At 62.4% G+C, this 22,915-nt stretch carries 21 protein-coding genes and 2 pseudogenes; 8 read left to right on the top strand and 15 right to left on the bottom strand.

Annotated elements, in window-relative coordinates; translation table 11 throughout:
- The first annotated feature begins 53 nt into the window (after nucleotides 1–53).
- On the top strand, nucleotides 54–680 hold the full coding sequence (locus HBH25_RS21265) for a glutathione S-transferase family protein (RefSeq protein ID WP_168085941.1): 627 nt from the start codon (nucleotides 54–56) through the stop codon (nucleotides 678–680).
- 1 nt (nucleotide 681) lies between these two features.
- Here the strand turns inward: HBH25_RS21265 and HBH25_RS21260 are convergent, their stop codons facing one another.
- The 13 genes and pseudogenes from HBH25_RS21260 to HBH25_RS21205 form a co-directional block, all read right to left on the bottom strand.
- Nucleotides 682–846 carry a DUF2986 domain-containing protein gene (locus HBH25_RS21260; RefSeq protein WP_168085940.1) on the bottom strand — a complete coding sequence of 55 codons (165 nt, stop codon included), beginning with the start codon at nucleotides 844–846 and terminating at the stop codon, nucleotides 682–684.
- Between the two features lie 63 nt (nucleotides 847–909).
- A complete protein-coding gene (locus HBH25_RS21255; protein ID WP_168085939.1) occupies nucleotides 910–1,704 on the bottom strand; it encodes a DeoR/GlpR family DNA-binding transcription regulator in 795 nt (264 codons plus the stop codon).
- A gap of 43 nt (nucleotides 1,705–1,747) precedes the next feature.
- The gene (locus HBH25_RS21250) at nucleotides 1,748–2,434 is read right to left on the bottom strand and encodes an SDR family NAD(P)-dependent oxidoreductase (protein ID WP_168085938.1); all 687 of its coding nucleotides are present in this window, start codon (nucleotides 2,432–2,434) and stop codon (nucleotides 1,748–1,750) included.
- A 15-nt stretch (nucleotides 2,435–2,449) separates the two neighbouring features.
- A complete protein-coding gene (locus tag HBH25_RS21245) occupies nucleotides 2,450–3,574 on the bottom strand; it encodes a sialidase family protein (protein WP_168085937.1) in 1,125 nt (374 codons plus the stop codon).
- Nucleotides 3,561–4,982 (bottom strand): sodium:solute symporter family protein, encoded by a 1,422-nt coding sequence (locus HBH25_RS21240; RefSeq protein ID WP_168085936.1) that lies wholly within the window; start codon nucleotides 4,980–4,982, stop codon nucleotides 3,561–3,563. Before HBH25_RS21240 ends, HBH25_RS21245 begins: the two co-directional genes overlap by 14 nt.
- A 49-nt stretch (nucleotides 4,983–5,031) precedes the next feature.
- Complete coding sequence (pdxA, locus tag HBH25_RS21235) at nucleotides 5,032–6,066, bottom strand: 4-hydroxythreonine-4-phosphate dehydrogenase PdxA (protein ID WP_168085935.1); 1,035 nt, start codon at nucleotides 6,064–6,066, stop codon at nucleotides 5,032–5,034.
- Nucleotides 6,059–7,351: a four-carbon acid sugar kinase family protein gene (locus HBH25_RS21230; RefSeq protein WP_168085934.1), complete on the bottom strand. Its 1,293-nt coding sequence runs from the start codon at nucleotides 7,349–7,351 to the stop codon at nucleotides 6,059–6,061. Before HBH25_RS21230 ends, pdxA begins: the two co-directional genes overlap by 8 nt.
- Nucleotides 7,348–8,511, bottom strand: a complete 1,164-nt coding sequence (locus HBH25_RS21225; RefSeq protein ID WP_168085933.1) for an iron-containing alcohol dehydrogenase — start codon at nucleotides 8,509–8,511, stop codon at nucleotides 7,348–7,350. The genes HBH25_RS21230 and HBH25_RS21225 overlap by 4 nt, the downstream gene beginning before the upstream one ends.
- A 22-nt stretch (nucleotides 8,512–8,533) precedes the next feature.
- On the bottom strand, nucleotides 8,534–9,409 hold the full coding sequence (gene dapA / locus HBH25_RS21220) for a 4-hydroxy-tetrahydrodipicolinate synthase (RefSeq protein WP_168085955.1): 876 nt from the start codon (nucleotides 9,407–9,409) through the stop codon (nucleotides 8,534–8,536).
- Between the two features lie 148 nt (nucleotides 9,410–9,557).
- On the bottom strand, nucleotides 9,558–10,253 hold the full coding sequence (locus tag HBH25_RS21215; RefSeq protein WP_168085932.1) for a tRNA (adenine(22)-N(1))-methyltransferase: 696 nt from the start codon (nucleotides 10,251–10,253) through the stop codon (nucleotides 9,558–9,560).
- A 209-nt stretch (nucleotides 10,254–10,462) separates the two neighbouring features.
- A pseudogene (locus HBH25_RS23885) lies at nucleotides 10,463–10,897 on the bottom strand (methyl-accepting chemotaxis protein); the annotation flags it as partial.
- 111 nt (nucleotides 10,898–11,008) lie between these two features.
- Nucleotides 11,009–11,677, bottom strand: a pseudogene (locus HBH25_RS23880) (PAS domain-containing protein); the annotation flags it as partial.
- Nucleotides 11,678–11,881: 204 nt separating this feature from the next.
- Nucleotides 11,882–12,712 carry a DUF1206 domain-containing protein gene (locus tag HBH25_RS21205; RefSeq protein ID WP_168085930.1) on the bottom strand — a complete coding sequence of 277 codons (831 nt, stop codon included), beginning with the start codon at nucleotides 12,710–12,712 and terminating at the stop codon, nucleotides 11,882–11,884.
- A 266-nt stretch (nucleotides 12,713–12,978) separates the two neighbouring features.
- On the opposite strand from HBH25_RS21205, the gene HBH25_RS21200 reads away from it, so the two are divergent.
- The 3 genes from HBH25_RS21200 to HBH25_RS21190 are packed head-to-tail and all read left to right on the top strand — an operon-like array spanning nucleotide 12,979 to nucleotide 17,204.
- Nucleotides 12,979–13,650 carry an ABC transporter ATP-binding protein gene (locus HBH25_RS21200; protein WP_168085929.1) on the top strand — a complete coding sequence of 224 codons (672 nt, stop codon included), beginning with the start codon at nucleotides 12,979–12,981 and terminating at the stop codon, nucleotides 13,648–13,650.
- A 1-nt stretch (nucleotide 13,651) separates the two neighbouring features.
- Nucleotides 13,652–16,126 carry an ABC transporter permease gene (locus HBH25_RS21195; RefSeq protein WP_168085928.1) on the top strand — a complete coding sequence of 825 codons (2,475 nt, stop codon included), beginning with the start codon at nucleotides 13,652–13,654 and terminating at the stop codon, nucleotides 16,124–16,126.
- Nucleotides 16,116–17,204: a lipocalin-like domain-containing protein gene (locus HBH25_RS21190; RefSeq protein ID WP_168085927.1), complete on the top strand. Its 1,089-nt coding sequence runs from the start codon at nucleotides 16,116–16,118 to the stop codon at nucleotides 17,202–17,204. The genes HBH25_RS21195 and HBH25_RS21190 overlap by 11 nt, the downstream gene beginning before the upstream one ends.
- Before the next feature lie 48 nt (nucleotides 17,205–17,252).
- Here HBH25_RS21190 and HBH25_RS21185 read toward each other — a convergent pair whose 3' ends face one another.
- Nucleotides 17,253–18,626, bottom strand: coding sequence for a nucleobase:cation symporter-2 family protein (locus HBH25_RS21185; protein ID WP_168085926.1), 1,374 nt, complete (start codon nucleotides 18,624–18,626; stop codon nucleotides 17,253–17,255).
- 142 nt (nucleotides 18,627–18,768) lie between these two features.
- Between HBH25_RS21185 and HBH25_RS21180 the strand changes: the two genes are divergently transcribed.
- From HBH25_RS21180 to HBH25_RS21170, 3 genes are all read left to right on the top strand, one after another.
- Complete coding sequence (locus HBH25_RS21180) at nucleotides 18,769–19,632, top strand: oxidoreductase (protein ID WP_168085925.1); 864 nt, start codon at nucleotides 18,769–18,771, stop codon at nucleotides 19,630–19,632.
- A 109-nt stretch (nucleotides 19,633–19,741) separates the two neighbouring features.
- Nucleotides 19,742–20,350, top strand: a complete 609-nt coding sequence (locus HBH25_RS21175; RefSeq protein ID WP_168085924.1) for a TetR/AcrR family transcriptional regulator — start codon at nucleotides 19,742–19,744, stop codon at nucleotides 20,348–20,350.
- Nucleotides 20,351–20,474: 124 nt separating this feature from the next.
- Nucleotides 20,475–21,617: an alkene reductase gene (locus HBH25_RS21170; protein ID WP_168085923.1), complete on the top strand. Its 1,143-nt coding sequence runs from the start codon at nucleotides 20,475–20,477 to the stop codon at nucleotides 21,615–21,617.
- 8 nt (nucleotides 21,618–21,625) lie between these two features.
- Here the strand turns inward: HBH25_RS21170 and HBH25_RS21165 are convergent, their stop codons facing one another.
- A complete protein-coding gene (locus tag HBH25_RS21165) occupies nucleotides 21,626–22,090 on the bottom strand; it encodes a GNAT family N-acetyltransferase (protein WP_168085922.1) in 465 nt (154 codons plus the stop codon).
- A gap of 153 nt (nucleotides 22,091–22,243) precedes the next feature.
- Here HBH25_RS21165 and msrA point away from each other — a divergent pair, with 153 nt between their 5' ends.
- On the top strand, nucleotides 22,244–22,750 hold the full coding sequence (gene msrA, locus HBH25_RS21160) for a peptide-methionine (S)-S-oxide reductase MsrA (RefSeq protein WP_168085921.1): 507 nt from the start codon (nucleotides 22,244–22,246) through the stop codon (nucleotides 22,748–22,750).
- Nucleotides 22,751–22,915: the final 165 nt, after the last annotated feature.

Raw genomic sequence — 22,915 nt, 5'->3', positions numbered from 1 at the left:
CCTAGGTGGCAGGAGGGTCCACTGGTACTCACCTGCACACGCCTGGAGCTTTGATGATCACCGTTCACCACCTCAACAACTCCCGTTCGCAACGCATTCTGTGGCTGCTGGAAGAACTGGAGGTGCCTTATGAAATCAAGCGCTACCAGCGTGACCCGGACACCAACCTGGCCCCTGCCGAACTCAAGGCTGTCCACCCGCTGGGCAAGTCCCCTGTGATTGAAGACGGCCCTCATGTGCTGATCGAATCCGGCGCGATCGTGGACTACCTGATTCGCCGCCACGGCGAAGGTCGCCTGCAGCCCGACCCGGCCACTGCAACCTACGATGAATACGTGCAATGGCTGCACTTCGCCGAAGGCTCAGCCATGCTGCCACTGATGCTTGACCTGTATGTAGGCCGCCTGGGTGACGCCGGCGCCCCCTTGAAACCCAGGATCGATTCGGAACTGGAGAACTACCTTGGCTACCTGAACACGGCGCTGGGCCTGACGCCCTACCTGGTCGGTGAAGCGTTGACCGGGGCCGATATCCAGATGAGTTTCATTGGCGAGTTGGCCAAGGCGCGGGGCAAGATTGACGCCTACCCTCACCTGGCCGCCTGGGTTGAACGGCTACAAGTGCGCCCCGCGTACAAAAAAGCCATCGAACAGGGTGGTGAGTACGCTTACGGTCGCTGAGTCAGGGCACTGATGGGGATGATGGCGCCGCCAGCTGGGCCTCTTCGGCCAGCTTGGCGCGGTCTGCCTTGCTGATGTATTTGTCCTTCTTCACAGGGGCCAGCTTCGCGCTGGCCTTTTTGGCATGCGCTTTGAGCAGCTGTTTGATCTTTTTCTGTCGGTTCACGAGCGGGTTCTCCAGGCGCTGGACGGCTGACAACGCAGGCAAGGGTAACGTAAAGCAGGCGGTTCAGCGCGCTTCGGATTCATTGGGTGGGCCGCTCACCGAATGTACCTTTACCCACGGCAAGCCTTCAAACGCTGTCAGTTGCTCCGGCTGAGCGCCCGCCGTGATTAGCGTCCACTCTGTTTTAAGGGGCGTCCAGTGTTGTTGATGATCGCGGCCCAGCTTGCTGGCATCAGCCAGCACGAACACGTGGGCAGCTTGGTTAATCATCTGTTCCTTAAGGTAGGCCTGGGCGGCGCTGGCCTCACATAACCCCCGCTCGGCCACTACCCCATCGGCGCTGAGAAATACCTTGTCCGCGCTCAGCCGTGCCAATGCGGCCATGGCCGCTGGCCCTACGCTGGACATGCTGCCCACCCGTAACTCACCACCGAGCAAGGTGACCTGGCCTTCGGGCAGGTTACGCAGCCAGGGCACAGCCAGCATGTTGTTGGTAATCACGTGCAGCCCGGTGCGCTCGTTCAACAGCTGCGCCAGTGCCAGCGTGGTGGTGCCGCCATCGAGCAGCACCGTGTCATGGTCCTGGATAAAGCCCAGCGCTGCGCGGGCAATGGTACTTTTTTCCATAGCCGACAGTGTGCTGCGCTCTTCCAGCGAAGGCTCCGGCTCGCGTGCCCCCACATGCGCAGCCCCGCCGTACGTGCGCATGATCAGCCCCTGCTCTGCCAGGGCTGTGAGGTCCCGGCGCACAGTAGCCTCCGAAACGCCCAGCGCCTCACACAGCGTCTCCACATTGGTATTGCCAGGGTTGGCCAGCACCCGTTCAAGGATGGCCTGGCGGCGGTTGGCGACTTTCATTCGTGTCCTTGCAAAATACGGCGGCGGTGGGCGCTACTGTACCTCAGAGCGAGGCGCCACCACAGATCACCAGCTGCTGACCCGTAATCGCCCCCGCATCCGGCCCCAGCAGAAAGCCGACGTACCCGGCCACCTCTTCAGGCTGTACGTACCGGCCCAACGGTGGCAGGCGCGGCGGCGTACCCTGACGGGCCGGGTCACGCAGCATGGGCGTGTCCGTGGCGCCAGGCGCCACCAGGTTCACGGTTATCCCCTGGGGTCCCAGCTCCAGTGCCCACGACCGCACCAGCCCCATCAATGCCGCTTTGGTCGCCGCATACTGGCTTCGCCCGGCCGCGCCATACATGGTACGGCTGCCCACGATCACCACACGACCGCCCTGCCCCAACTGGCTGTACAGGCGGTCCACCAGTTGCGTGGCTGCCTCTACATGCACGCGCCACATGGCCTGGCCGTCTTCCAGTTTCAATTCGCCCAGCGAGGCGGTGCGCATGAACCCGGCGGCATGAACAATAGCGTTGACCGGCGCCACGTCGGCCAGCGCCTGGGCGGTTGCCTCCCGGTCGCTCAGGTCCACACCGATCCACCGCAGGCTTGGGTGCTTTAGGTCCGGCGCTGTGCGGCTCATACCGATAACCTGCCAGCTCGTCGCTAACAAGCGTCGAGCGATAGCCAGGCCAATACCGGAACTCACGCCGGTTACCAAGGCTGCCTTGCGTACTGGTTCCATCTCGTCACCCCCGGATCATTGCACGCTGTTGAGCGGCAGGCGCACGTGTTTGATCTTCTGCCGAAAGTACGTGAAGGCCACATGCAAGCTGCCGTCGCGGGCTTGGAGGATGGTGGGGTAGGAGAACTCCCGGTTGAGCTTCTGCTGGGAATTATTGGTCATGCAGAAGCCGTCTCCCAGCTCCAGGTCGACCCGTACCGGCCAGGTGTGGCCGTCGTCCGTGGACAAGGCCAGGCTCATGGGCGCGCGGGGGATGCCCCACACTGCCGATTTGCCCATAGCATTGGCGCCTGGGGTGATGCGGTCGTCGCCTTCGTCTTCGATTTCGTCATACAACGACGCCCGGCGCTCGCTGATGCCCTCGGCATTGACTGGGTTATACACCAGCGCCAGCGCGCCGCTGGCCAGCTTCACGTACTGGATCGAGGAGTTGTTGTTGGGCAGTTCGGTAGGTTCGGGCGCGGACCAGGTACGGCCCCGGTCAGAGGACCGGCTGGCGTGGATGTGGTCTGCCCAGCGGCTGCGGAACAATCCCAGCAGGCTGCCGTCCTCTAGTTGCTGGACATTCATGTGTACGCAGCCGGTGCTGTGGGGGACATCATGGCGCGTCCAGGTGGCACCAGCATCGGATGAGATCATCACGGCGCTTATGTCATGGCTGCCGATCCACTTCTCACCCGGTTGGGTGATGCAGTACCACACCGGCAGCACCCAATCGCCGTTGTCCAGCACCGCCGGCGGGTGACGAACGAAGGTGCCTGCCTGCTCGAACAGGGTGTCTACCGGCCCCCAGGTACGGCCGCCGTCCGTGGACAACCGTCGGCGGACGATGGCGGTTTCCTGGTTACCAGACACCTGGGCAGTCCAGATTAGCCACAGCGGGCCATCGGGTGCCTGGAACAGGATAGGGTTCTGTTCCGAGCGGGCCGTGTCGTTACTCAGTTGTTGCGGCTCGCTCCATTGCGTCTCGCCCGGCTCCAGGCGCGAGAGCAGCACGAAAATATCTGCCATGCCTTCCTGGGTACCGGCAAACCAAGTGCACAGCAGCGTGCCATTGTGCAATTCATGCAGGTTGGCGGCGTGGTTCTGCGCATAGGGTGTGGGCAGGAACGCGTCCTGACGCTGCTCAACGGTGGGCATGGGGCACCTCGGTGGTGTCAGGCGCCTGGGCGGCGCGGGTGGGCTGGGGCAGGCAACGCTCGATCAGGATCACCAGCGCCGGTGTAGCCAGCGCAATGTACATGTTGTCGATGCCATAGGGGTTTTTCAGCAAATACCACACACTGGTGGTGATAGTAGACGCCGCCAGGCCTAGGGTAGCGCCGCGGGTAGTGGCAAAGAACGGCAGGTAGATGGCCACCAGCGCCACTACGGTGATGGACAGGCGCAAGGCGCGGGTAAAGAACGACAGGTTGAGAATTTCCGGTACGAAAAACACGAAGAACAGCGGCACAAAGCCGATCACCAAGCCAATGAGCTTGGTAGTGCGAAACTCCTGATCGGCGTTGGGCTTGAACCAAGGCACGTAAAAATCACGCACGACCAGCGACGCGATGGCCAGGGCCACGGTGCTCACACCCACGAAGATCGACGCCACCAGGGAAATGGTCACCACACCGGCAAGCACCGGGCTCATGGATTGCAGAAACACCGGCATGGCGTAGAGGCTGTCCATGCTGGGGTACAGGTACTTGGCAATCACCCCGATCAGCCCCAAGGCGATGGAAATGGGAAGGCACAGGATCGCGGCCCAGAAGGTAGACGAGCGCGCAGCACTGGCACTGCGGGTAGACGACACCGCCTGAATGATGAACTGCGTTGAAAAGATGGCCCCGGCCGTGCCGACGATCCAGGCCACCACCTTGGACCCACCAATGGCGCCATCCCAGGTGAAATAATGCTCCGGCAGGCCGTGGCTCACGTTGCTGAAACCACCGCTCAGGGACAAGGCCGTGCCCAGCACGATAAAGATGCCCACGTATTTCACCACCGTATGCAGCACGCTCACATAGGCCACGCTTTTCAGGCCGCCGAACACGTAATACAGCGTGCTGATGATGGCAGTGATAAAGGCAGCCACTGGGAGGTTGATCTTGAGCACTGTCGAGATGGCCGCCGCGCCGCTGATGTAGTTGCCTACGTTCACTAGCAGCAATGCGTAGATCATGATGATCGACACCATGAGCTTGGTGGAGCGTCCGTACTTCTTCTCGATAAAGCCGGAAATGGTGAACTCGCCGGAGTTGTACAACTTACGCGCCATCAGCAAGCCAAATAGCGGGAAGCCAATGGCCGCAGCCACCACCGCCCACGAGGCTGCCATACCGCTCTCGAACGCCGCCTGTGCCGTGCCCACCGTGGACTTGGCGCCAATGTACTCACTCATCATCAGGATACCGACGATGTAGGCCGGCATGCTGCGGGCCGCCACCATGTACTGCTCACTCGTTCGGCTGCGCAGGCGCAAGCTGATCCAGGTGGTAAAGAGGATATAGGCCACGACCATGGCGACGATGATCAGCGTGTCCTGGGTATCGAACGTGTGCATGGTGTTCGCTCCGTTTGTTGTTGTAATGGGGCGTTGAACAGGTAAGGGATCAGTACACGGCAGCAACCACGGGTGGGTCGGTTTCAGGTGCAGTGCGGGTGGCCAGCTCCACGGCCTGGCGCAGGGCTTCGATCAGGCTGCGCTCGTCGGCAATGCCCTTGCCGGCAATGTCGAAGGCGGTGCCGTGGTCAACCGAGGTGCGAATCACCGGCAAGCCGATGGTCACGTTTACCCCGGCTTCCAGCCCCATGACTTTTACCGGGCCGTGGCCTTGGTCGTGATACATGGCAACCACCGCGTCGAAGTCTCCACGGCCGGCTCGGAAGAACAAGGTGTCCGCCGGCAGTGGCCCTTCCACCCGCCAGCCGCGTGCGCGCAATTCGTCGATGGCTGGCTGGATCTTGGTGGCTTCTTCCCCATAGCCGAACAGACCGTTCTCACCGGCATGGGGGTTAATGCCGCAGACGGCGATCAAAGGGTCATGGATACCGGCGCGTACCAGTGTCTGATGCGCTCGTTCAATGGTGCGCCGTACCAGGCCAGGCTCGATGCGGTTGATAGCGTCGATGATGCCAATGTGGGTCGTCACATGGATCACCCGCAAGGTAGGCGTCATCAGCATCATGGACACCTCTTCCACCCCTGTCAGATGCGCCAGCATTTCAGTATGGCCGGGGAAGACATGCCCCCCGGCGTGTAGCGCTTCCTTGTTTAACGGGGCCGTGCAGATGGCCTGCAGCTGCCCGGCCTGGGCCAGCTCCACTGTGCGCTTGATGTAGTGATAGGCCGCGTCCCCGGCTACGGCAGACAACCGGCCGTAAGGAAGGCCTGCTGGAATCAGTTTCAGGTCGATGCAGTCGATCACCCCCGGCACATACCGCGCCTGGTCAGGGGTGGTGATGCTGCTGACTTGAAGGTTCCCGCCCACGATGCGGTTGGCATCGGCCAGGCGCGCAGCATCCCCGATCACCAGCGGGCGACACAGGGCGTAGACCGAGGCATGAGCCAGGGCTTTGACGATGATCTCCGGGCCAACCCCGGCAGCATCGCCCATGGTGATACCGATGACAGGCAGTTCAGACATGGGGCGTATCCTTTTCAAGCAAAGCGGTGGCTGGCGCGATAGCGCCTTCGCTGGCCCGTACCTGGCACCAGGCGTTGTGAAGCGTGGCAGGCTGGCCGAAACCACCCGCCTTAGTGATCACGATCAGCCGTCGGCCGCCGTGGCAAGCCGTGGCACAGGCCACGCCGGGCGTCAGTTCGGTGTGCAGTTCGAGCACGTCGACCCCGGCATGGCTGAGCACAGCGCGGGCCGTTTCTCCTCCTGTGGCGATCAGGCACCCCGCGTGGGCCAGCGGCCCTTTGAGCAAGGCACCCAAGGCCTGGGACAAAGCCGGTCCCTGCGCGGGGTCACGGCCCACTTGGATCAAGGTGACCAACGCGTCCTGCCCGTTGGCCAGGGCGTGGGCAAGTTGTGCCGCCCACTCATCACGCTGCGGCTGGGCCTCATCAGCCACTAGCAGGCGGGGTGACAGCTGTAGCCTGAAAGGCGCTGTGTGCCCTGCCAAATACTCCGCCTGCCCATGGGAATGCGCCGACATGCTGCCCACCACCGTCAGCACAGGCCCGGCCAGGTTAGGCTCGACCAGGACAGGCCCCGTGAGGCCCGCCTGCCGGTGGTTGCCAGTAACCGGCGGCAGGGACAATTCCAGTGCCAGATGCCGGGCCAGGCCGGCCGAGCCCACCCAGAACACCTGAGCCCACAGGGGCGCCGAGGCAGTGGCCAAGAGCGCAAGGTCTTCCTCGTACAGGGCATCGCACACCAGCACCTGGGTGCCCTGGGTACAGTGTTGGCGCACCACCTGTGGCAGGTCCGGTTGTGCCAGTGCCGACCGGGAGAGGCCCGCCACGCGAACACCTTGGGCACCGAACAAAGCCAGCAGGTCTGCGCTGCCGCTCAACCCTTCGTTGGCCCACACATCGGAATCACTCACCGGCGCTTCGCCCAGCCATTGCACGCCGCTTCGTGTGGTCCGCCCCAAGGCGGGAAAGGCCGGGGCCACCAGTGCCATGCCCCTGCCCAGCAGTGCAATCACCTCGCTGACCACATTCCCCCGCAAGGTGGAATCGACTTTCTTGTACAGCGGGCAAGCGGCCAACAGGGGTTGCGCCAGTACTGCCTGCTGAGCGTCGGCGGCCTGTTGAGGCGACAGCCGCCGCGTGTCCAGGTCCAGCGCGGTGACGCCTGGCTGCAATGCGCCCACGGCACTGCCAATAACGACGCGAGCAAGGCACTGGCCGGTAAACCCCACGGCACAATCCGCGGCGCCAGACAGGTCGTCCGCGATAACCAGTAGGCTGTCCGTCATGGCAGCAACCGGCGGTAGACAGCCTGGATGTCGCTCAGGCTCATGGCCTTGGGGTTGTTCACCATCAGGCGCGTGACCTTGGACGCCGCGACGGCCAACTCCGGTAAATGGGCTTCGGTCACGCCAAACGTCGTCAGGTCCTGGGGGATGTTCAGCACGGCGGTCCATTGCACAATCCGCTCGATCAACTTGGCCGCCGCCGTTTCGGCACCGTCGCCAGGGGCGGCCACGCCACACACACAAGCGGCCCTTTTCAGCCGTTCGGCACAGGCATCCTGGTTGAAGGCCATCACATGGGGCAGCAACATGGCATTAGCCACCCCATGGGTGACGTGAAATTGCCCGCCCAAGGGGTAGGCCAGCGCATGAACGGCAGCCGTGCCTGCGGCCGTCAGTGCCAGCCCCCCATACATGGAGCCCAGCAGCATATCCCCTCGCGCCTGGACCAAGTCGGGCTGGGCGTAGGCCTGTTCGATACTGCCCGCGATCAAGCGCATGGCTTCCAAGGCAAAACCGTCGCTCACCGGGTTGGCCTTGGTAGAAATGTAGGATTCCAGCGCGTGGGTGAATGCATCCATACCGGTAGCGGCCGTGATGGCCTTGGGTAGGGTCAAGGTCAGCAGCGGGTCGAGCAGTACCAGCGTTGGCAGCAGGTGCCGGCTGACCACGCCCACTTTCAGCGCTTCATCCGGCAAGGTCACGATGGCGTTGGGTGTCACTTCAGAGCCGGTGCCGGAGGTGGTCGGCACCAGTATCAAGGGCACCCCCGCCTTGGGCACCTTGTCGATGCCCAGCATGTCCCTCACCGGCACGCTATTGGTGAGCATCACGGCGAACAACTTGGCGGCGTCCAGTACGCTGCCGCCCCCCACCGCGATCAGTGCATCGGGCGAATGGGGCGCCACTTGCCGCTCGAACACCTGGTTGATGTTTTCGATGCTGGGTTCGATCTCCACGTTGTCGATCACGTGCAGCTCAATGTCCCGCTCGGCAAACAGTGCCTTCAAGCGGTCTGTCACGCCTTGGCGGTGCATGGCGTTCTGGGTGACCAGCACCAGGCGGCGCAGCGGTATGTTCAGCAGGTTAAGGTGATCGCCCAGGCTGTCGAGTGCCGCTGGGCCATGGATCAGGTGTTTGACGGTCTGAAAATGGTAGGGCATGGCGCGAGACTCCTTGGCAGGTTCAGGGGAGGTACACGGCCAACAGGCGCTCCAGGGTATTAATCGCTGCTTCGTCCAAGGGCGAAACAGGCGGTCGGCAGGGGCCCACACGAACATTGAGCAGGTCTGCTGCTTTCTTGAGCACTACCGGCATGGTGCCCATGGCAAAGGCATCACGCAGCGGGCGCAGGTGTTCCTGGGCCGCTCGTGCCCCTTCATGGTCCCCGGCCTGGAAACGGTGCCAGATGTCCATCACCACGCTGGGTACGGCGTTGGCGGTCGCGGCCACGGCACCGTCACCCCCTGCCAGCAGGTTCCAATAGATCAGGGAGTCTGTGCCGGCGAACACCGCAAAATCGTCGCTGCGGTACTGGATCATCTGCACCAGGTTGTCGAAGTTGCCGGCGCTGTCCTTGATACCCTTGATCTGGGGGTGCTGGGACAGGGCTGCCACAGCGCCTATGCCAATGGACAAGCCAGTCTTCGCCGGAATGTTGTACATCATGATGGGCAGTGCTGAAGCGTCCGCGATGGCGGTGTAATGGTTGATCAGCTCTTTCTGGCTGATGGCGTTGAAGAACGGGGTGATCACCGACAGCGCGTCTACGCCCAGTTCAACCATGCGGCTGTTCATCTCGATCACTTCGTGGGTGGCAAAGGCCCCGGTACCGGCAATCACTGGCACCCGGCCTGCAGTCGCTTCCACGGTAATGCGCGCAATGTTCAGTTTTTCGCGCTCGCTCAGCGTGAAGAATTCGCCATTGGTACCCAGCACGAACAGCCCATGGACGCCATGCCCGATCAGGTTTTCGATCAATGAACGCAGCGCGCCTTCATCCACCTGATGGGTGTTCGTAAAGGGCGTGACCAGCGCTGGAACGATGCCTTGGAATCTCATCATGACGTCTCATTGTGATTGTTCTGGTCGTCATCATGCGCTTAATGATCGTTTCGATCAATAAAGAATTTTATCTAGCTCTTTATTGATTGATTCGATCATTCTAGCAAAGTGGGTTCCCGGGCAAGCCCGGTCCCACAAGGTGGGCTTAGCTGAGTAATTGAGTGATCCAGCTTACCTGGCGGTGGAGTTCGTTCAGCTTCTCGGCGGGTGCGCCCTGCTGGGCTTGGGTAAGCTGTGCCAGGGCGCGCTGCCGCACCTGCAGCAACCGCCGCCACTTGGCCAGGAAGGCAGGGGTGCGGGCCTGCATCAGCAAGGGGCCGAAATACAGCTCCTGCTCGGTATAGGCCACCGGCCCGGTAGGGTCGGCGGTGATAATTTCGTAATCGAAGCGGTTTTCCCGCAGCACCTGCTCGGCCAAGATGCGGTAACCATTGGCCATCAACCAATGGCGCAGCGGCCGCTCACCACCATTGGGCTGCAGGATCAGCCGCTCGGTCCCCTTCAGGAAGGCTCGGCCGCTGTCCAGAATGTCCCTTAGGGTTTCCCCGCCCATACCACAGAGGGTGATCGCCGTAACCCCGTCTTCAGGGCGGATGGCCGCCAGGCCGCTGGCCAGGCGCACTTCAATGCAGTGCTCGAACCCATTTTCGCGGACAGTTCGCCCGGCAGCCTGAAATGGTGTGTGTGCCACCTCACCTGCGATGGCACGGGTGATCTGCCCTCGACGCATCAGCGCCACTGGCAGGTAGGCATGGTCAGAGCCGATGTCCGCCAGGCAAGCCGCTTGGGGCACCTGGGCAGCCACATGCTCCAGGCGCTGGGACAGGGTGTGTTCGTTCAACAGTAGCCTCGGGGCTTAGCAAAGGCCCGCGCCTGGGCCAGGCAATCAATGCGCGGCGCCAGTGTAATGGCCGCAGGCGCTGAGTGCAGCAGCGTGAACAGAGGTATTGCACCGGCGATGCCGGGTGACCTGCGAAGGTGCCAATGGGCACCGGGCACACGCATGCAGGCCGTTGCGGCCAGGGACGCCCCCCCTATCACCTGCAGCGTTCAGCGCCCCAGGCGGGTGGCGAACTGCTCTACTGCACCGAGCACTTTGCGGGCCCCGTCCTGGATCTCCACAATGGCCGAGCCGGCCTGGTTGGCCAGGTTTAGGCCTTGCTCGGCCTGTTCGCGGCCTGTGCCGATCACTGTTACAGCCTCGGACGCCAACCGCTGGTTCTGCTGAACCACGCCAGCGATCTCCACGGTGGCCTGGGTGGTACGGGACGCCAGTTGGCGCACTTCATCGGCCACCACCGCAAAGCCCCTGCCCTGCTCCCCTGCCCGCGCGGCTTCGATGGCCGCGTTCAAGGCCAGCAGGTTGGTCTGCTCGGCAATGCTGCTGATGGTTTTGATGATGGTGGTAATCACCTGGCTCTGCTGGTCCAAGGCCTCGATCCCTTCGGCTGCCCCTTGCATCTGCCGGGCCAGCTCGCGCATCACGGCCACTGTCTGCTGGACCACCTCGGCACCGCGCTGAGCGGTGGTGTCGGTTTGAACGGAAGTGGAGTAGGCCAGGGAGGCGGCATCGGAGACCGCCATTTCCTGGTTCACCTGCTCGGTGATCACTGTCGCGAATTTCACCACCTTGACCAAGCGATTGCTGGCATTGAACACCGGGTTGTAGGACGCTTCCAGCCACACCGTCCGCCCGGCCCCGTCTAGGCGCTTGAACCGGCCGGCCACGAACTCGCCTTGGCGCAGGCGATCCCAGAAGGCGGCATACTCAGCCGACTGGGCGTCCTCTGGGGTGCAGAACAGGCGGTGATGCTTGCCTTTTATCTGTTCAAGCCGCACCCCCATTGCGTTCAGAAAGCGCTCATTGGCCACCAGCACATGGCCCTGCAGGTCGAACTCGATCACCGCTGTGGACCGCTGCAGCGCCTTGATCATGCTGTCCTGCTCACGGGACGTTTCGATAGTGCGGGTCAGGTCACTGGCGTAAATCACGTAGCTGAGCTTGTTGTCCACCTTGCGAATGGGGTGAAGCAGCACCCGCAACCAGGCCTCGCGCCCATCGCCACGCAGCAGCCGCAGCGTACCGGTGAAGTTGCCGCCCTCTTTCAAGGCCGACCACACGCGCCGGTGGAAACTGTCCTGCCGGGCTTCGTCTGGCACCAGCTCCGACAGCAGGCGCCCTTGCACGCTGGCCTCCCGGTGCAACATCTCTTGCTGAAAATTGGCATTCACATGCTTGATCCGCCCGTCTGCGTCCAAGTGCATGACGAGCATGTCCTCGTCCAGCCCAGCGCGGATCTGTTCGATGGTTGCCAGCTCGTCGCGAAGGGTGGCCAGCGCCATTTTGTTCTGATTGTTGAAAAACATGTGAGCACCTGTACAACGCAGCGAAAGGAAAGTGACAAGCCTTCATCGGCTGAAAACTCCTACACTGAACCCCTGCCTGTACACATTTTTCCGCGCCCTCAGCTACTTTGAGAACGGGTTGGGTGCGTGAATGTGGGGCACGTCGACCTCAACACGCCGCCAGGCCGCTTCTGAAAAGCTGTACACCGAAAAGGCAATCAACCCCAATGCGATAACCATCAGCACCACGCCGCCGCCGGGCAGTGTCTGCAAGGCGTTAAGGGCTTCTTTCATGCCAGGCGGGTGCATGGCCTGGTAGCTGGAGCCACTGATGCCCAACAGCACGGCGATTTCTATAAACACCACCCCTCGGGCTATCAACCCGAACCGCGCCACGGGCCGCACGTACTTCATGGTGTCTTCGTCAGCTTCGAAATACTTCTCGAAGGAGGCCTTCCACCCCTTCACCAGGTGCGCAATGCCCACACCTAAAGGCACCAGCGCCATCAGGTAAACCAAGAGGTTGGAGTGTGGCCAGGCCAATAGGCTCGACAGCAGGTCCTGGGTCTGCCCGCCTCCAGAGTCACCTGAACGTTGCAGGTTGCTCACCAACAGGCCCAAGGCAAAAAAACCCAACGCGCCATTCACCAGCCCCCCGGTCAGCAGGCCGATGCGGATCACCCACCCTTTCAGGTCCTTACCATGGTGGTCTACATCCCGAACCGCCTGGAATACGCGCCAGGCAGCAAACGCAAACAGCCCCGCCACCACTAGCCCCACCATCACATGGCCCAGGGGTTGGCTGAACACAGCGGTGAGGCTGCTGTGGCTGTCTTTGGGGTTTGAAGACCCCTTCGCGGCGAGCAGGGCGAAAATCCCAACCAACAAGTAAACGATGCCCCGCGCGGCATAGCCACAACGTGCGAGAACAACCAAGGTGTGATGGGGTGACATAACGGGCCGGTTCCTGAACAAAGATACAGGACCAGACCGCAGCAGTGTGCCGGGGGTTCGATCAGGTCAACCGCTGCCCTGCAGCCCGGCACTGCCTTGCACCGCCGTTTCTGTGCCTGCACGCCCGCCATTGAGTAGGGTACCCCATTGATTCGAGTACCAAAGGGAACGTACCTTGCGTCTCTTTGCCGAAACACTGCCAACGATGCCCTGCAGGTGCGTTGGCGCCATGCTTCATGCCCTTCTACTGCTCAGGCGCCCCTTTGATGCTCCACGTCCATAACGTGTTCAAACGCTACGCCACCGCCCAAGGACCTCTCGATGTGCTGCGGGGTGCCAACCTGCACATGGACGCCGGCCAGAGCCTGGCGTTGATGGGGGAATCCGGCAGCGGTAAAAGTACCCTCCTGCACCTGGTTGCCGGCCTGGATCAGGTAGACGGCGGCACCATTGAAGTGGCCGGGCAGCGCCTGGACCAGATGAGTGAGGCCCAGCTCGCCAACTGGCGGCGCACCCAGGTGGGGCTGGTATTCCAGCAATTCAACCTGATCAGTAGCTTGAAGGTGGAGGACAACCTGGCCTTCCAGGCTCGGCTGGCAGGGCGGCTCGATACCCACTGGCAAGCCGAACTGGTCACCCGCCTGGGGCTGGGTGGCCTGCTCACCCGTTACCCTGAGCAGTTGTCCGGCGGGCAGCAGCAACGGGTGGCCATCGGCCGGGCACTGGCCTCCCGCCCTCCTCTATTGCTGGCCGATGAGCCGACCGGCAACCTGGACGAAGCAACCAGTGACGAAGTGCTGCAACTGTTGCTGGACATCTTGGCCGACAGCCCCACCAGCCTGTTGATGGTGACCCATAGCCCTCGCGTGGCCGCGCGCCTGTCACGGCAGGCCGTGCTGCGCCACGGTCGTTTAGCCTCTGACGACGGGCAGCCTTGATATGGCCACCTTCTATTGGGCACTTCGGGCGCTGGTCAGCCACTGGCGGCGCCACCCTGTACAGCTGGCAAGCGTGCTGACCGGGTTATGGCTGGCAACCAGCCTGCTGACCGGTGTGCAGGCGCTGAACAGCCAGGCCCGTGACAGTTATGCAAAGGCCAGCCAGCTTATTGGCGGTGAGCCCCAAGCGAGTTTGGTGGCGACCAACGGCGCTACGGTTTCTCAAGACGTATTCGTAGCCCTTCGCCGCGCAGGCTGGCCGGTGTCACCGGTGCTTCGAGGGCGCTTGGTGCTCAAGGACCAGCCAGAACAGCGCTTGCAAGTGATGGGCATAGAGCCCGTATCGCTCCCAGCCGGCACTTCCTTGGCGGGGCAAGCCATGAGCACCGAACAGCTGGTGGCGTTCTTCACACCCCCGGGCGTGACCTGGGTAGCGCCGCAAACCTTGCTGGCGCTGGGCCTGGCAGAAGGCACGCAGCCCCTGACAGAAGAGGGCCAGGCCCTCCCGCCCTTGCAGGCAAAAGCCGACATGGCGCCTGGTTTGCTGCTGGTGGACATCGGGTTTGCCCAGCGCCTGCTGAACCGCCCAGGCCAGGTGTCGCGGTTGCTGTTACCAAAGGACTACCCCCTGCCGCTCCTGCCGGACGCTTTTGCTCACCAGCTGAAGGTGCAGCACAGCGGCGATGAAAACGACTTGGGCAAGCTGACCGAAAGCTTTCACCTGAACCTCGACGCCTTGGGGTTCCTGTCCTTTGTGGTGGGTTTGTTTATCGTCCATGCCGCCATTGGGCTGGCACTGGAGCAACGCCGCAGCTTGTTGCGCAACCTGCGAGCCAGTGGCGTGAGTGCCCGGTTGTTGATCGTGGCGCTGGCAGTAGAGTTGGGTGCCATGGCCCTGGTCGGCGGCGTGGCTGGCGTGGTGAGCGGCTACGGGCTGGCCAGCCTGCTGCTGCCCGATGTGGCGGCTAGCCTGCGGGGGCTATATGGCGCCGAGGTGGCGGGGCAACTCACGCTCAGCCCCTGGTGGTGGTTGAGCGGTATTGGCGTTAGCCTTCTGGGTGCGCTGTTGGCCGGCAGTAACAGCCTGCCGCGGGCGGCGCGCCTGCCCTTGCTGGCGCTGGGCAGCGCCCAGGCCTGGCAGGAGTCGCATACGCGATGGCTGCGCCGGCAGGGCGGCGTCGCTGCCTTAGGCCTAGGGGTTGCCTTGGCCGCTGCGGTGTGGGGCAACAGCCTGGCCATGGGGTTTGTGCTGATGGCCGGCCTGTTGCTAGGGGCCGCTCTCGGGCTGCCTGTGGTGCTCAACGCCCTGCTCAATGCCTTGCTCGGCCGCCGTAGCGCTGTGCTGGGCCAGTGGTTTCTAGCGGACTGCCGCCAGCAGTTGCCTGCACTGAGCCTGGCGCTGATGGCGCTGCTGCTGGCCATGGCCGCCAACATAGGCGCCGGGAGCATGACCTCAGGGTTTCGCGAAACCTTCGTTCACTGGCTGGGCCAACGGCTGACCGCTGAGCTGTACATCAACCCGGCCAGCCCGCAGCAAGCCCTTCCGCTGCAAGCCTGGCTACAGCAGCAGCCCGAGATCAAAGCCGTATTGCCCAACCGGGACGTGCCCCTTCAGCTCGATGGCTGGCCAGCGGACCTGTACGGCATTATCGATCACCCCAACTACCGTGAGCATTGGCCGCTGCTTGAGGCCGCTGCAGGCGACCCCTGGGCGCAACTGGCCCACGACCAGGCGCTGATGCTGAGTGAACAACTGGCGCGGCGCCTGAAGGTGGCCGCGGGTGATGAGGTACAGCTTCCAACACCCGCAGGCCCCTGGGCTGTGAAGGTGGTTGGCATCTATGCCGACTACGGCAACCCCAAAGGTCATGTGCTGGTGAACACCGACCACCTGCTGGCGCATTGGCCCGAGCAGAAGCCTGATCGGTTCAACCTGCGTATTGACCCGCACGACGTGCCGGCCCTGCTGAACCGCCTGCATGCACAGTTCGAGTTGGATGACAGCCATATCATTGACCAGGCCCAGCTTAAAACCTGGTCCACCCAGGTGTTTGAACGCACCTTTGCCGCGACTGGAGCACTTAATAGCCTCACCCTCGGCGTCGCCGGTGTCGCCTTGTTTATCAGCCTGCTCACGCAGAGCCAGAGCCGGCTCGGGCAGTTGGCACCCTTATGGGCCTTGGGGGTAACCCGGCGCCAGCTGATGCTGCTGAACCTGGCACAGACCTGGCTACTGGCGGTACTGACCCTCACCTTAGCGGTTCCCCTAGGCCTGCTGCTGGCATGGTGCCTGGATGCGGTCATCAACGTGCAAGCATTCGGCTGGCGTTTGCCGCTGCAGGTATTCCCCTTGCAACTGCTGCGATTGATGGGCTTGGCGATGATCGCGACGCTGCTAGCCTCCGCTTGGCCGCTGTATCGACTGTTCAAGACGCAACCTGCCGATTTGCTAAGGACCTTTGCCCATGAAGTATGAATGGCTTGCGGGCGTTGTGGCATTACTGGCCCTTACCGCCTGCGATGGTCCGCCGGAAACCGAGAAAGGCTTCGCAGGGCTGGCAGATGACGCCACGGCGTATGCCCAGGTAACGCCCGGCAAGCGCTTCATATTCCCTGAGGACCATGGCCCCCACGACGGTTACCGCATCGAATGGTGGTACATCACCGCCAACCTTACAGGGCCGAACGGGGAGCCTTTCGGCGTGCAATGGACCTTGTTCCGCAACGCCCTGCCCCGAACGGCCCAAGCCATGGCCGATAACACAGGGTGGGCCAACCGTAACCTGTGGATGGGCCATGCCGCCGTGACGTCTGCAGACCGCCACTACGCTGCAGAACGCTATGCACGGGGCGGCATCGAGCAGGCGGGGGTGACCCTCAAGCCTTTTGCAGCCTGGATCGACGACTGGTCCCTGGCCAGCCGCGCATCCGATGAAAAACCGCTCGCCGATATGCAGCTCAACGCCCAGGGCCCTCACTTTGGCTATCAGCTGCACCTCACCTCTACCCGCCCTCTGGTATTGCAAGGTAACGGCGGCTTTAGCCAGAAGTCCGAAGCCGGCCAGGCGTCTTATTACTACAGCCAGCCATTTTTCGACGCCTCAGGGCAGGTCACCCTGGACGGCACAACCTACAAGGTATCTGGCTCAGCCTGGCTCGACCGCGAATGGAGCAGCCAGCCACTGACCGCCAATCAGACCGGTTGGGACTGGTTTTCCATTCACTTGAACAATGGCGCGCAGGTGATGCTCTACCGGATGCGACAGCGGCAGGGTGCCCCCTACCTCACGGGCACTTGGATCAACGCCGATGGCACCACCGAACCGCTGGCCCCCAACGGCATCACCCTGGTGCCGATAAGCACTACCCGGGTGGAAGGCCGTGACATGCCCACACATTGGTCCATAAGCATTCCCAGCAAAGGCCTCGATGTGAGCGTGCAGGCGCTCAACCCCAACGCCTGGATGGCGTTGCGGATTCCCTATTGGGAGGGCCCGGTGACCCTCAGCGGCACGCACTCAGGCGTGGGCTACCTGGAGATGACCGGGTATTGAACGCAGGTCGCAATGAGCCTATACACACGGCGACCTACACCCTACCTGTCAGCGTGTGTGCTGGGGCAGAAACCAGTTCAGCAGCAGCGCACAGATGCCCCCGGTCGCCACACCGGATTCCAGCACGTTGCGCAGTGCAGTGGGCAGGTGCGCTAGAAACTCCGGCACCTGGTTAACGCCCAGCCCCAGGGCAAGGGATACCGCAATGATCAGCAGCGCACGACGATCCAGGTCGACGCCCGCCAGGATGTTGATGCCTGAGGCTGCCACGGCACCGAACATCACCATGGCGGCACCGCCTAGCACCGGCTCGGGAACCGCCTGAATCACGCCGGCCACCGTCGGGAACAGCCCCAGCACCACCAGCATCAGCGCAATCCACGTGCCCAGGCTGCGGCTGGCGATGCCGGTCAGCTGAATTACGCCATTGTTCTGGGCGAACACGGAGCTGGGGAACGTATTGAACACACCCGCCAGCAGCGAGTTGACGCCGTTGACCAGCACCCCACCCTTGATGCGTTGCATCCACACCGGGCCTTCCACCGGCTGGCCGGACACCTTGCTGGTGGCCGTTACATCACCGATCGCTTCCAGCGAGGTCACCAGGTAGATCACCAGCATTGGAATAAACAGACTCCAGGAAAACCCCAGCCCAAAGCGCAGCGGCGTGGGCACCTGAAACAGTGCGGCCTGGTGCATCCCGGTGAAGTCCAGCCGGCCCAGGTAGCCGGCCAGGGCGTAGCCGACCCCCAGGGCGATCACAATGGCCCCGCTACGCATCCACACCAGCGGGATTCTGTTAAGTACCACGATCACCGCCAGCACCACACCAGACAGCAACAGGTTTTCACCGTTGGCGAAGGTGCCCGTGGCCATAGCGCCAAAGCCGCCGCCCATACTGATGAGGCCGACCTTGATCAGAGTGAGGCCGATCATCAACACCACGATGCCGGTCACCAGCGGTGTGATCAGCCGTTTAACGAACGGGAGTATGCGAGACAAACCGATTTCCACGAACGAGCCCGCGATCACCACACCGAAAATGGCCGCCATCACCCCTTCCACAGGTGTGCCCTCCTTCACCATCAGGGCGCCACCGGCGATCAGCGGCCCCACAAAGTTGAAGCTGGTGCCCTGAACGATCAATAAGCCTGCACCCAGTGGGCCGAAGCGACGGCACTGCACGTAAGTAGCGATGCCGGACACGATCAGGCTCAAGGACACAATCAGGTTGGTGTCGCGCGGCGACACACCCAGGGCATGGCAAATCAGTAAGGCCGGCGTCACGATGGGCACGATGATCGCCAGCAGGTGTTGCAGAGCAGCCAGGAGGGCCACCAGCGGGCGCGGTCGGTCTTCGAGGCCGTAGATCAGCTCACTGCCGTTAGGGGCAGGTGGTACAGGCGTATCAAGCGGTTGCATGGCAGGGCCCAATGGTGAAAAGGGGCGGATTCTACCCTGCGCCAGTCGCGTTGGGGCATTTGACTGAACACAGGCGGCGCGTAGCGAGTCGCACTTACACGCGCCCCATTTCACCCCCACGGCTACACGACGGAGAACGACAATGGCAAGTGATACCTCTAACAGCCCGGTCTGGTTCATCACCGGGTGCTCCACCGGTTTCGGCCAGGCACTCGCACAGCAGGTGGTGCAGCGCGGCTGGCGCTTGGTGGCCACCGCCAGGGACAAGGCGCGGGTAGCCGACCTGGCAAAAGGCGCCGAAGACCGTGTGCTCACGCTCAGCCTGGACGTCTGTGACAGCCAGCAAGTAAGTGCTGCCACCCAAGCCGCCCTTGAACGGTTCGGGCGTATCGACGTGCTGGTCAACAATGCCGGTTACGGCTACCAAAGCTCCATCGAAGAAGGCGTGGACGCTGAGATCCGTGCTCAGTTCGATGCCAACGTCTTCGGCCTGTTTGCCATGACCCGCGCCGTGCTGCCCACTATGCGCGCCCAGCGCAGCGGGCATGTGATCAACATCACCTCCGTGGCCGGGTTGATCGGCTACCCTGGCTCTGGCTATTACGCGGCCTCCAAACACGCGGTCGAGGGCTTCTCCGACGCACTGAACGTGGAAGTGAAGCCACTGGGCATCGCCGTGACCTGCGTGGAGCCGGGGCCGTTTCGCACCGACTGGGCAGGCCGTTCGCTCCACCAGACGCCCTCCACCCTGGAGGATTACAAGGAGACGGCGGGCAAACGCATGGCCACCACGCGCGAGGGTAGCGGCAACCAGAAGGGCGACCCTGTACGCGCAGGTGAAGCCATGATTGCCCTGACGCAAATGGCGTCACCCCCGCGCCACCTGGTGCTCGGCGCCTGGGGCCATGAGGCAGTGGTGACGGACCTGAAAGCACGGCTCACGGAAATCGAAAGTACGCGCGACCTTAGTTGTGGGGCTGACTTTCATGCCGACTCACAAGGGTAGCGTCTATTCAGGCCATTACGCATCATGAAATGTGAAAGGGTTGGCAAGAAGGACCAACCCCATCAATAAAGCCTAGACGATCGGTCTAATCAACGTTATGGTACGGCCCATGAAAACTTCAGCGCCCGCTCAGAGCAGCGACACTCGTGACAGCATCCTGGCCAATGGTCAGCGCATCATTGCGGGCAAGGGCTTCGCCGCGGTAGGCCTCAATGAAATCCTGACCGCTGCGGGTGTCCCGAAGGGATCGTTCTACCACTATTTCGGCTCCAAGGACGCGTTCGGTGAAGCGATGCTGGACACCTACTTCACAGCCTACCAGGCCGAGGTAGACGCCACGCTCAACGCGCCAGGGAAAAACCCGGTCGAGCAGGTGCTGGACTATTTCAGCCAATGGCAGGCGAACCAATCGTTCGAGGAGTGCCAGGGCAAATGCCTGGCGGTGAAGCTGGGTGCCGAAGTACCTGACTTGTCCGAAGCCATGCGCCTGGCCCTCAAACGAGGCACAGCCGGCGTGATCGAGCGGCTGGCTGGCGGGATCGAACGGGCCATAGGCGAAGGCCTGCTGCGCATCAACGGCATGCCCTACGCCGTTGCCGAAAGCCTGTACCAGCTGTGGATGGGGGCCAGTGTGATGGTCAAGATCCATCGCAGCCTGCAGCCTTTTGATACAGCCATGGTGACCACACGGGCACTGCTGGGCCTGCCACCACGTTAGACCGCGTGTGAAAGCACTCCAAGGAGTGCTTTTTTTGCGTAACACTTATAGACGACCGGTCTATTCAGATTTCCATCTGTACTGCTTCAGTGCAATTCGCTCAACCGATTAAGGATTCATGTTTATGAAACACCCTGCCCTCTTCACACCCACTACTCTGGGCCACCAGACCCTCAAGAACCGCTTCGTGATGCCACCTTTGACACGCCAGCGCAGTGCGCAACCTGGAGACGTGCCCACGCAGACCATGGCGCGCTATTACGCCCAGCGTGCCAGCGCGGGCCTGATCGTCACGGAAGGTACCCAGATCGAGCCCCGTGGGCAGGGGTATGCCTGGACGCCGGGCATCTACAGCGCTGAACACGTGGCTGGCTGGCGCGTGGTCACGGACGCCGTACACGCCGAGGGCGGGGTGATTTTCGCGCAGCTGTGGCACGTGGGGCGTGTGTCCCATAGCGCCCTTCAACCAGAAGATGCCGCGCCAGTAGCCCCGTCGGCGCTGTTGCCTCAGAAGGTCAAGGCGTTTATCGAGACCGCCCCCGGTGCGGGCGTGCTGGTCGAGCCACCCTTGCCTCGTGCATTGAGTACCGAAGAGGTCCGCGAACTGGTAGCGATGTATGCCCAGGCCGCACGAAATGCACTTGAAGCCGGCTTCGACGGTGTTGAAATTCACGCCGCCAACGGCTACCTGGTGAACCAGTTCATTTCTGCTCACGCCAACCAGCGCACCGACGCCTACGGCGGCTCCCTGGAAAACCGCCTGCGCTTCCTCAAGGAAGTGGTTGAAGCGGTGGTGGACGCGGTAGGCCCTGAGCGCTTGGGTGTGCGTTTCAGCCCTTTGTTCACCAGCACAGATGAGGACCGGGTATACATCGGTTTCGTTGAGGACGACCCGCACCATACTTACCTGGAAGCCATCAAGGTGTTGGAGCAGGCGGGTGTGGCCTACCTGTCCATCGCCGAAGCCGACTGGGACAACGCGCCTGATTTGCCGGAAACCTTCCGCCGCGCCGTGCGCGACACCTTCACAGGCCGCATCATCTACGCAGGCCGCTACACGGCAGAGCGAGGTGAGCGCCTGATCGAGGCGGGCCTAGCGGACCTGATCGCGTTCGGTCGGCCCTTTATTGCCAACCCGGACCTGCCCCGCCGTGTTCAGAACGGCTGGCCCTTGACGCCCGTGGACCCCACCACCATGTACGGCGGCACAGACCATGGCTTTACGGATTACCCCGTGTACGCACCGGCCACGGAAACGGTGGGCTGACCCCCTGTTCAGGCGCCCAATGCTCTGACCATCAAGCAGTGGGCCTTGCCCCACTGCTCGAAGTGCTCCACCACCGCCCAACCGCGGTCGGTGTAGTACTGTTGGCGGTCCTGGGTATGCAGGTACAACCGGTGCATGCCCTGGGCCTTGGCCTCAGTGCATATGGCCTCGATCAACTGGTTAGCCAGGCCACGGTTGCGCGCCGATGGCGCCACGAACACACAGGCCAGCCAGGGCCCCAGGTCCGGCCTTGAAGGCAAGTCCTTGGTAGCCAGACATGCGCCCCCCAGTAGCTGGCCGTGTTCAGTTGCAATCAGGCACTGCCAGTCACCATTATGTTGCCCCTCGGCGAATTCACGCTGCCAGCCTTCCAAAGGTTGGTCGAAGAATTCGTAGGTAAATTGCTCGTGCAACCACTGGGCATAGAGGCCACTGTAGCGCATCGCATTGCGAAGCCAGGTCAGGGTGAGCATGATTTCAAGGCGTCTTGAGGGATGAAGGTATGAGCAAGCGATAGCGTTATTATCACTCCAATTATCGGGGACCGGCATCCTTCCCCTTGGAATTCGCCAAAGCGCCCTGATAACTCTGCCACTATTGACCGTATTTGACCCAAAGGAACCACGATGACTGGCCAAACCGAAACCGCCCTGCTGGCAGGCGGCTGCTTCTGGGGTATGCAGGACCTGATCCGAAGCTACCCAGGCGTTTTGAAAACCCGCGTGGGCTACACGGGCGGCGAAGTGCCGAACGCCACGTACCGTAACCACGGCAACCACGCCGAAGCCATCGAGATTGTGTGTGACCCGGCCCAAATCAGCTACCGGCAGATCCTGGAGTTCTTCTTCCAGATCCACGACCCTAGCACCCCCAACCGCCAGGGTAATGACCTGGGGCCGAGCTACCGCTCCGCCATCTATTACTTCAATGAGGCGCAACGTGCCACGGCCGAGGATACGGTCGCTGACGTGGACGCCTCAAAGCTCTGGCCTGGCAAGGTAGTGACCGAGATCGAACCGGCGGGCGACTTCTGGGAGGCAGAACCCGAGCACCAGGACTACCTGGAACGCATTCCAGACGGATATACCTGCCACTTCATCCGGCCGAACTGGACCTTGCCCAAGCGCGCCTGAGCTTAGCTCACCAAGCGGGGCCGTGCTACACGAGTCCCTGTTGGACCGGTCGTAGCCGAAGGCGGAGGCCGGGAACGCACCGCAGCACCGTTTGTTGAGCCCGGTCCGCAGGCTTCGCCAGCTTCCTACACGGGCCCCTGTTGGACCGGTCGTAGCCGAAGGCCT

The organism is Pseudomonas quercus, from assembly GCF_012033695.1.
In the GTDB taxonomy this organism is placed as follows: domain Bacteria; phylum Pseudomonadota; class Gammaproteobacteria; order Pseudomonadales; family Pseudomonadaceae; genus Aquipseudomonas; species Aquipseudomonas quercus.
Note: the sequence above shows the minus strand (reverse complement) of the source record. Positions and strands in the feature narration are given on the sequence as shown.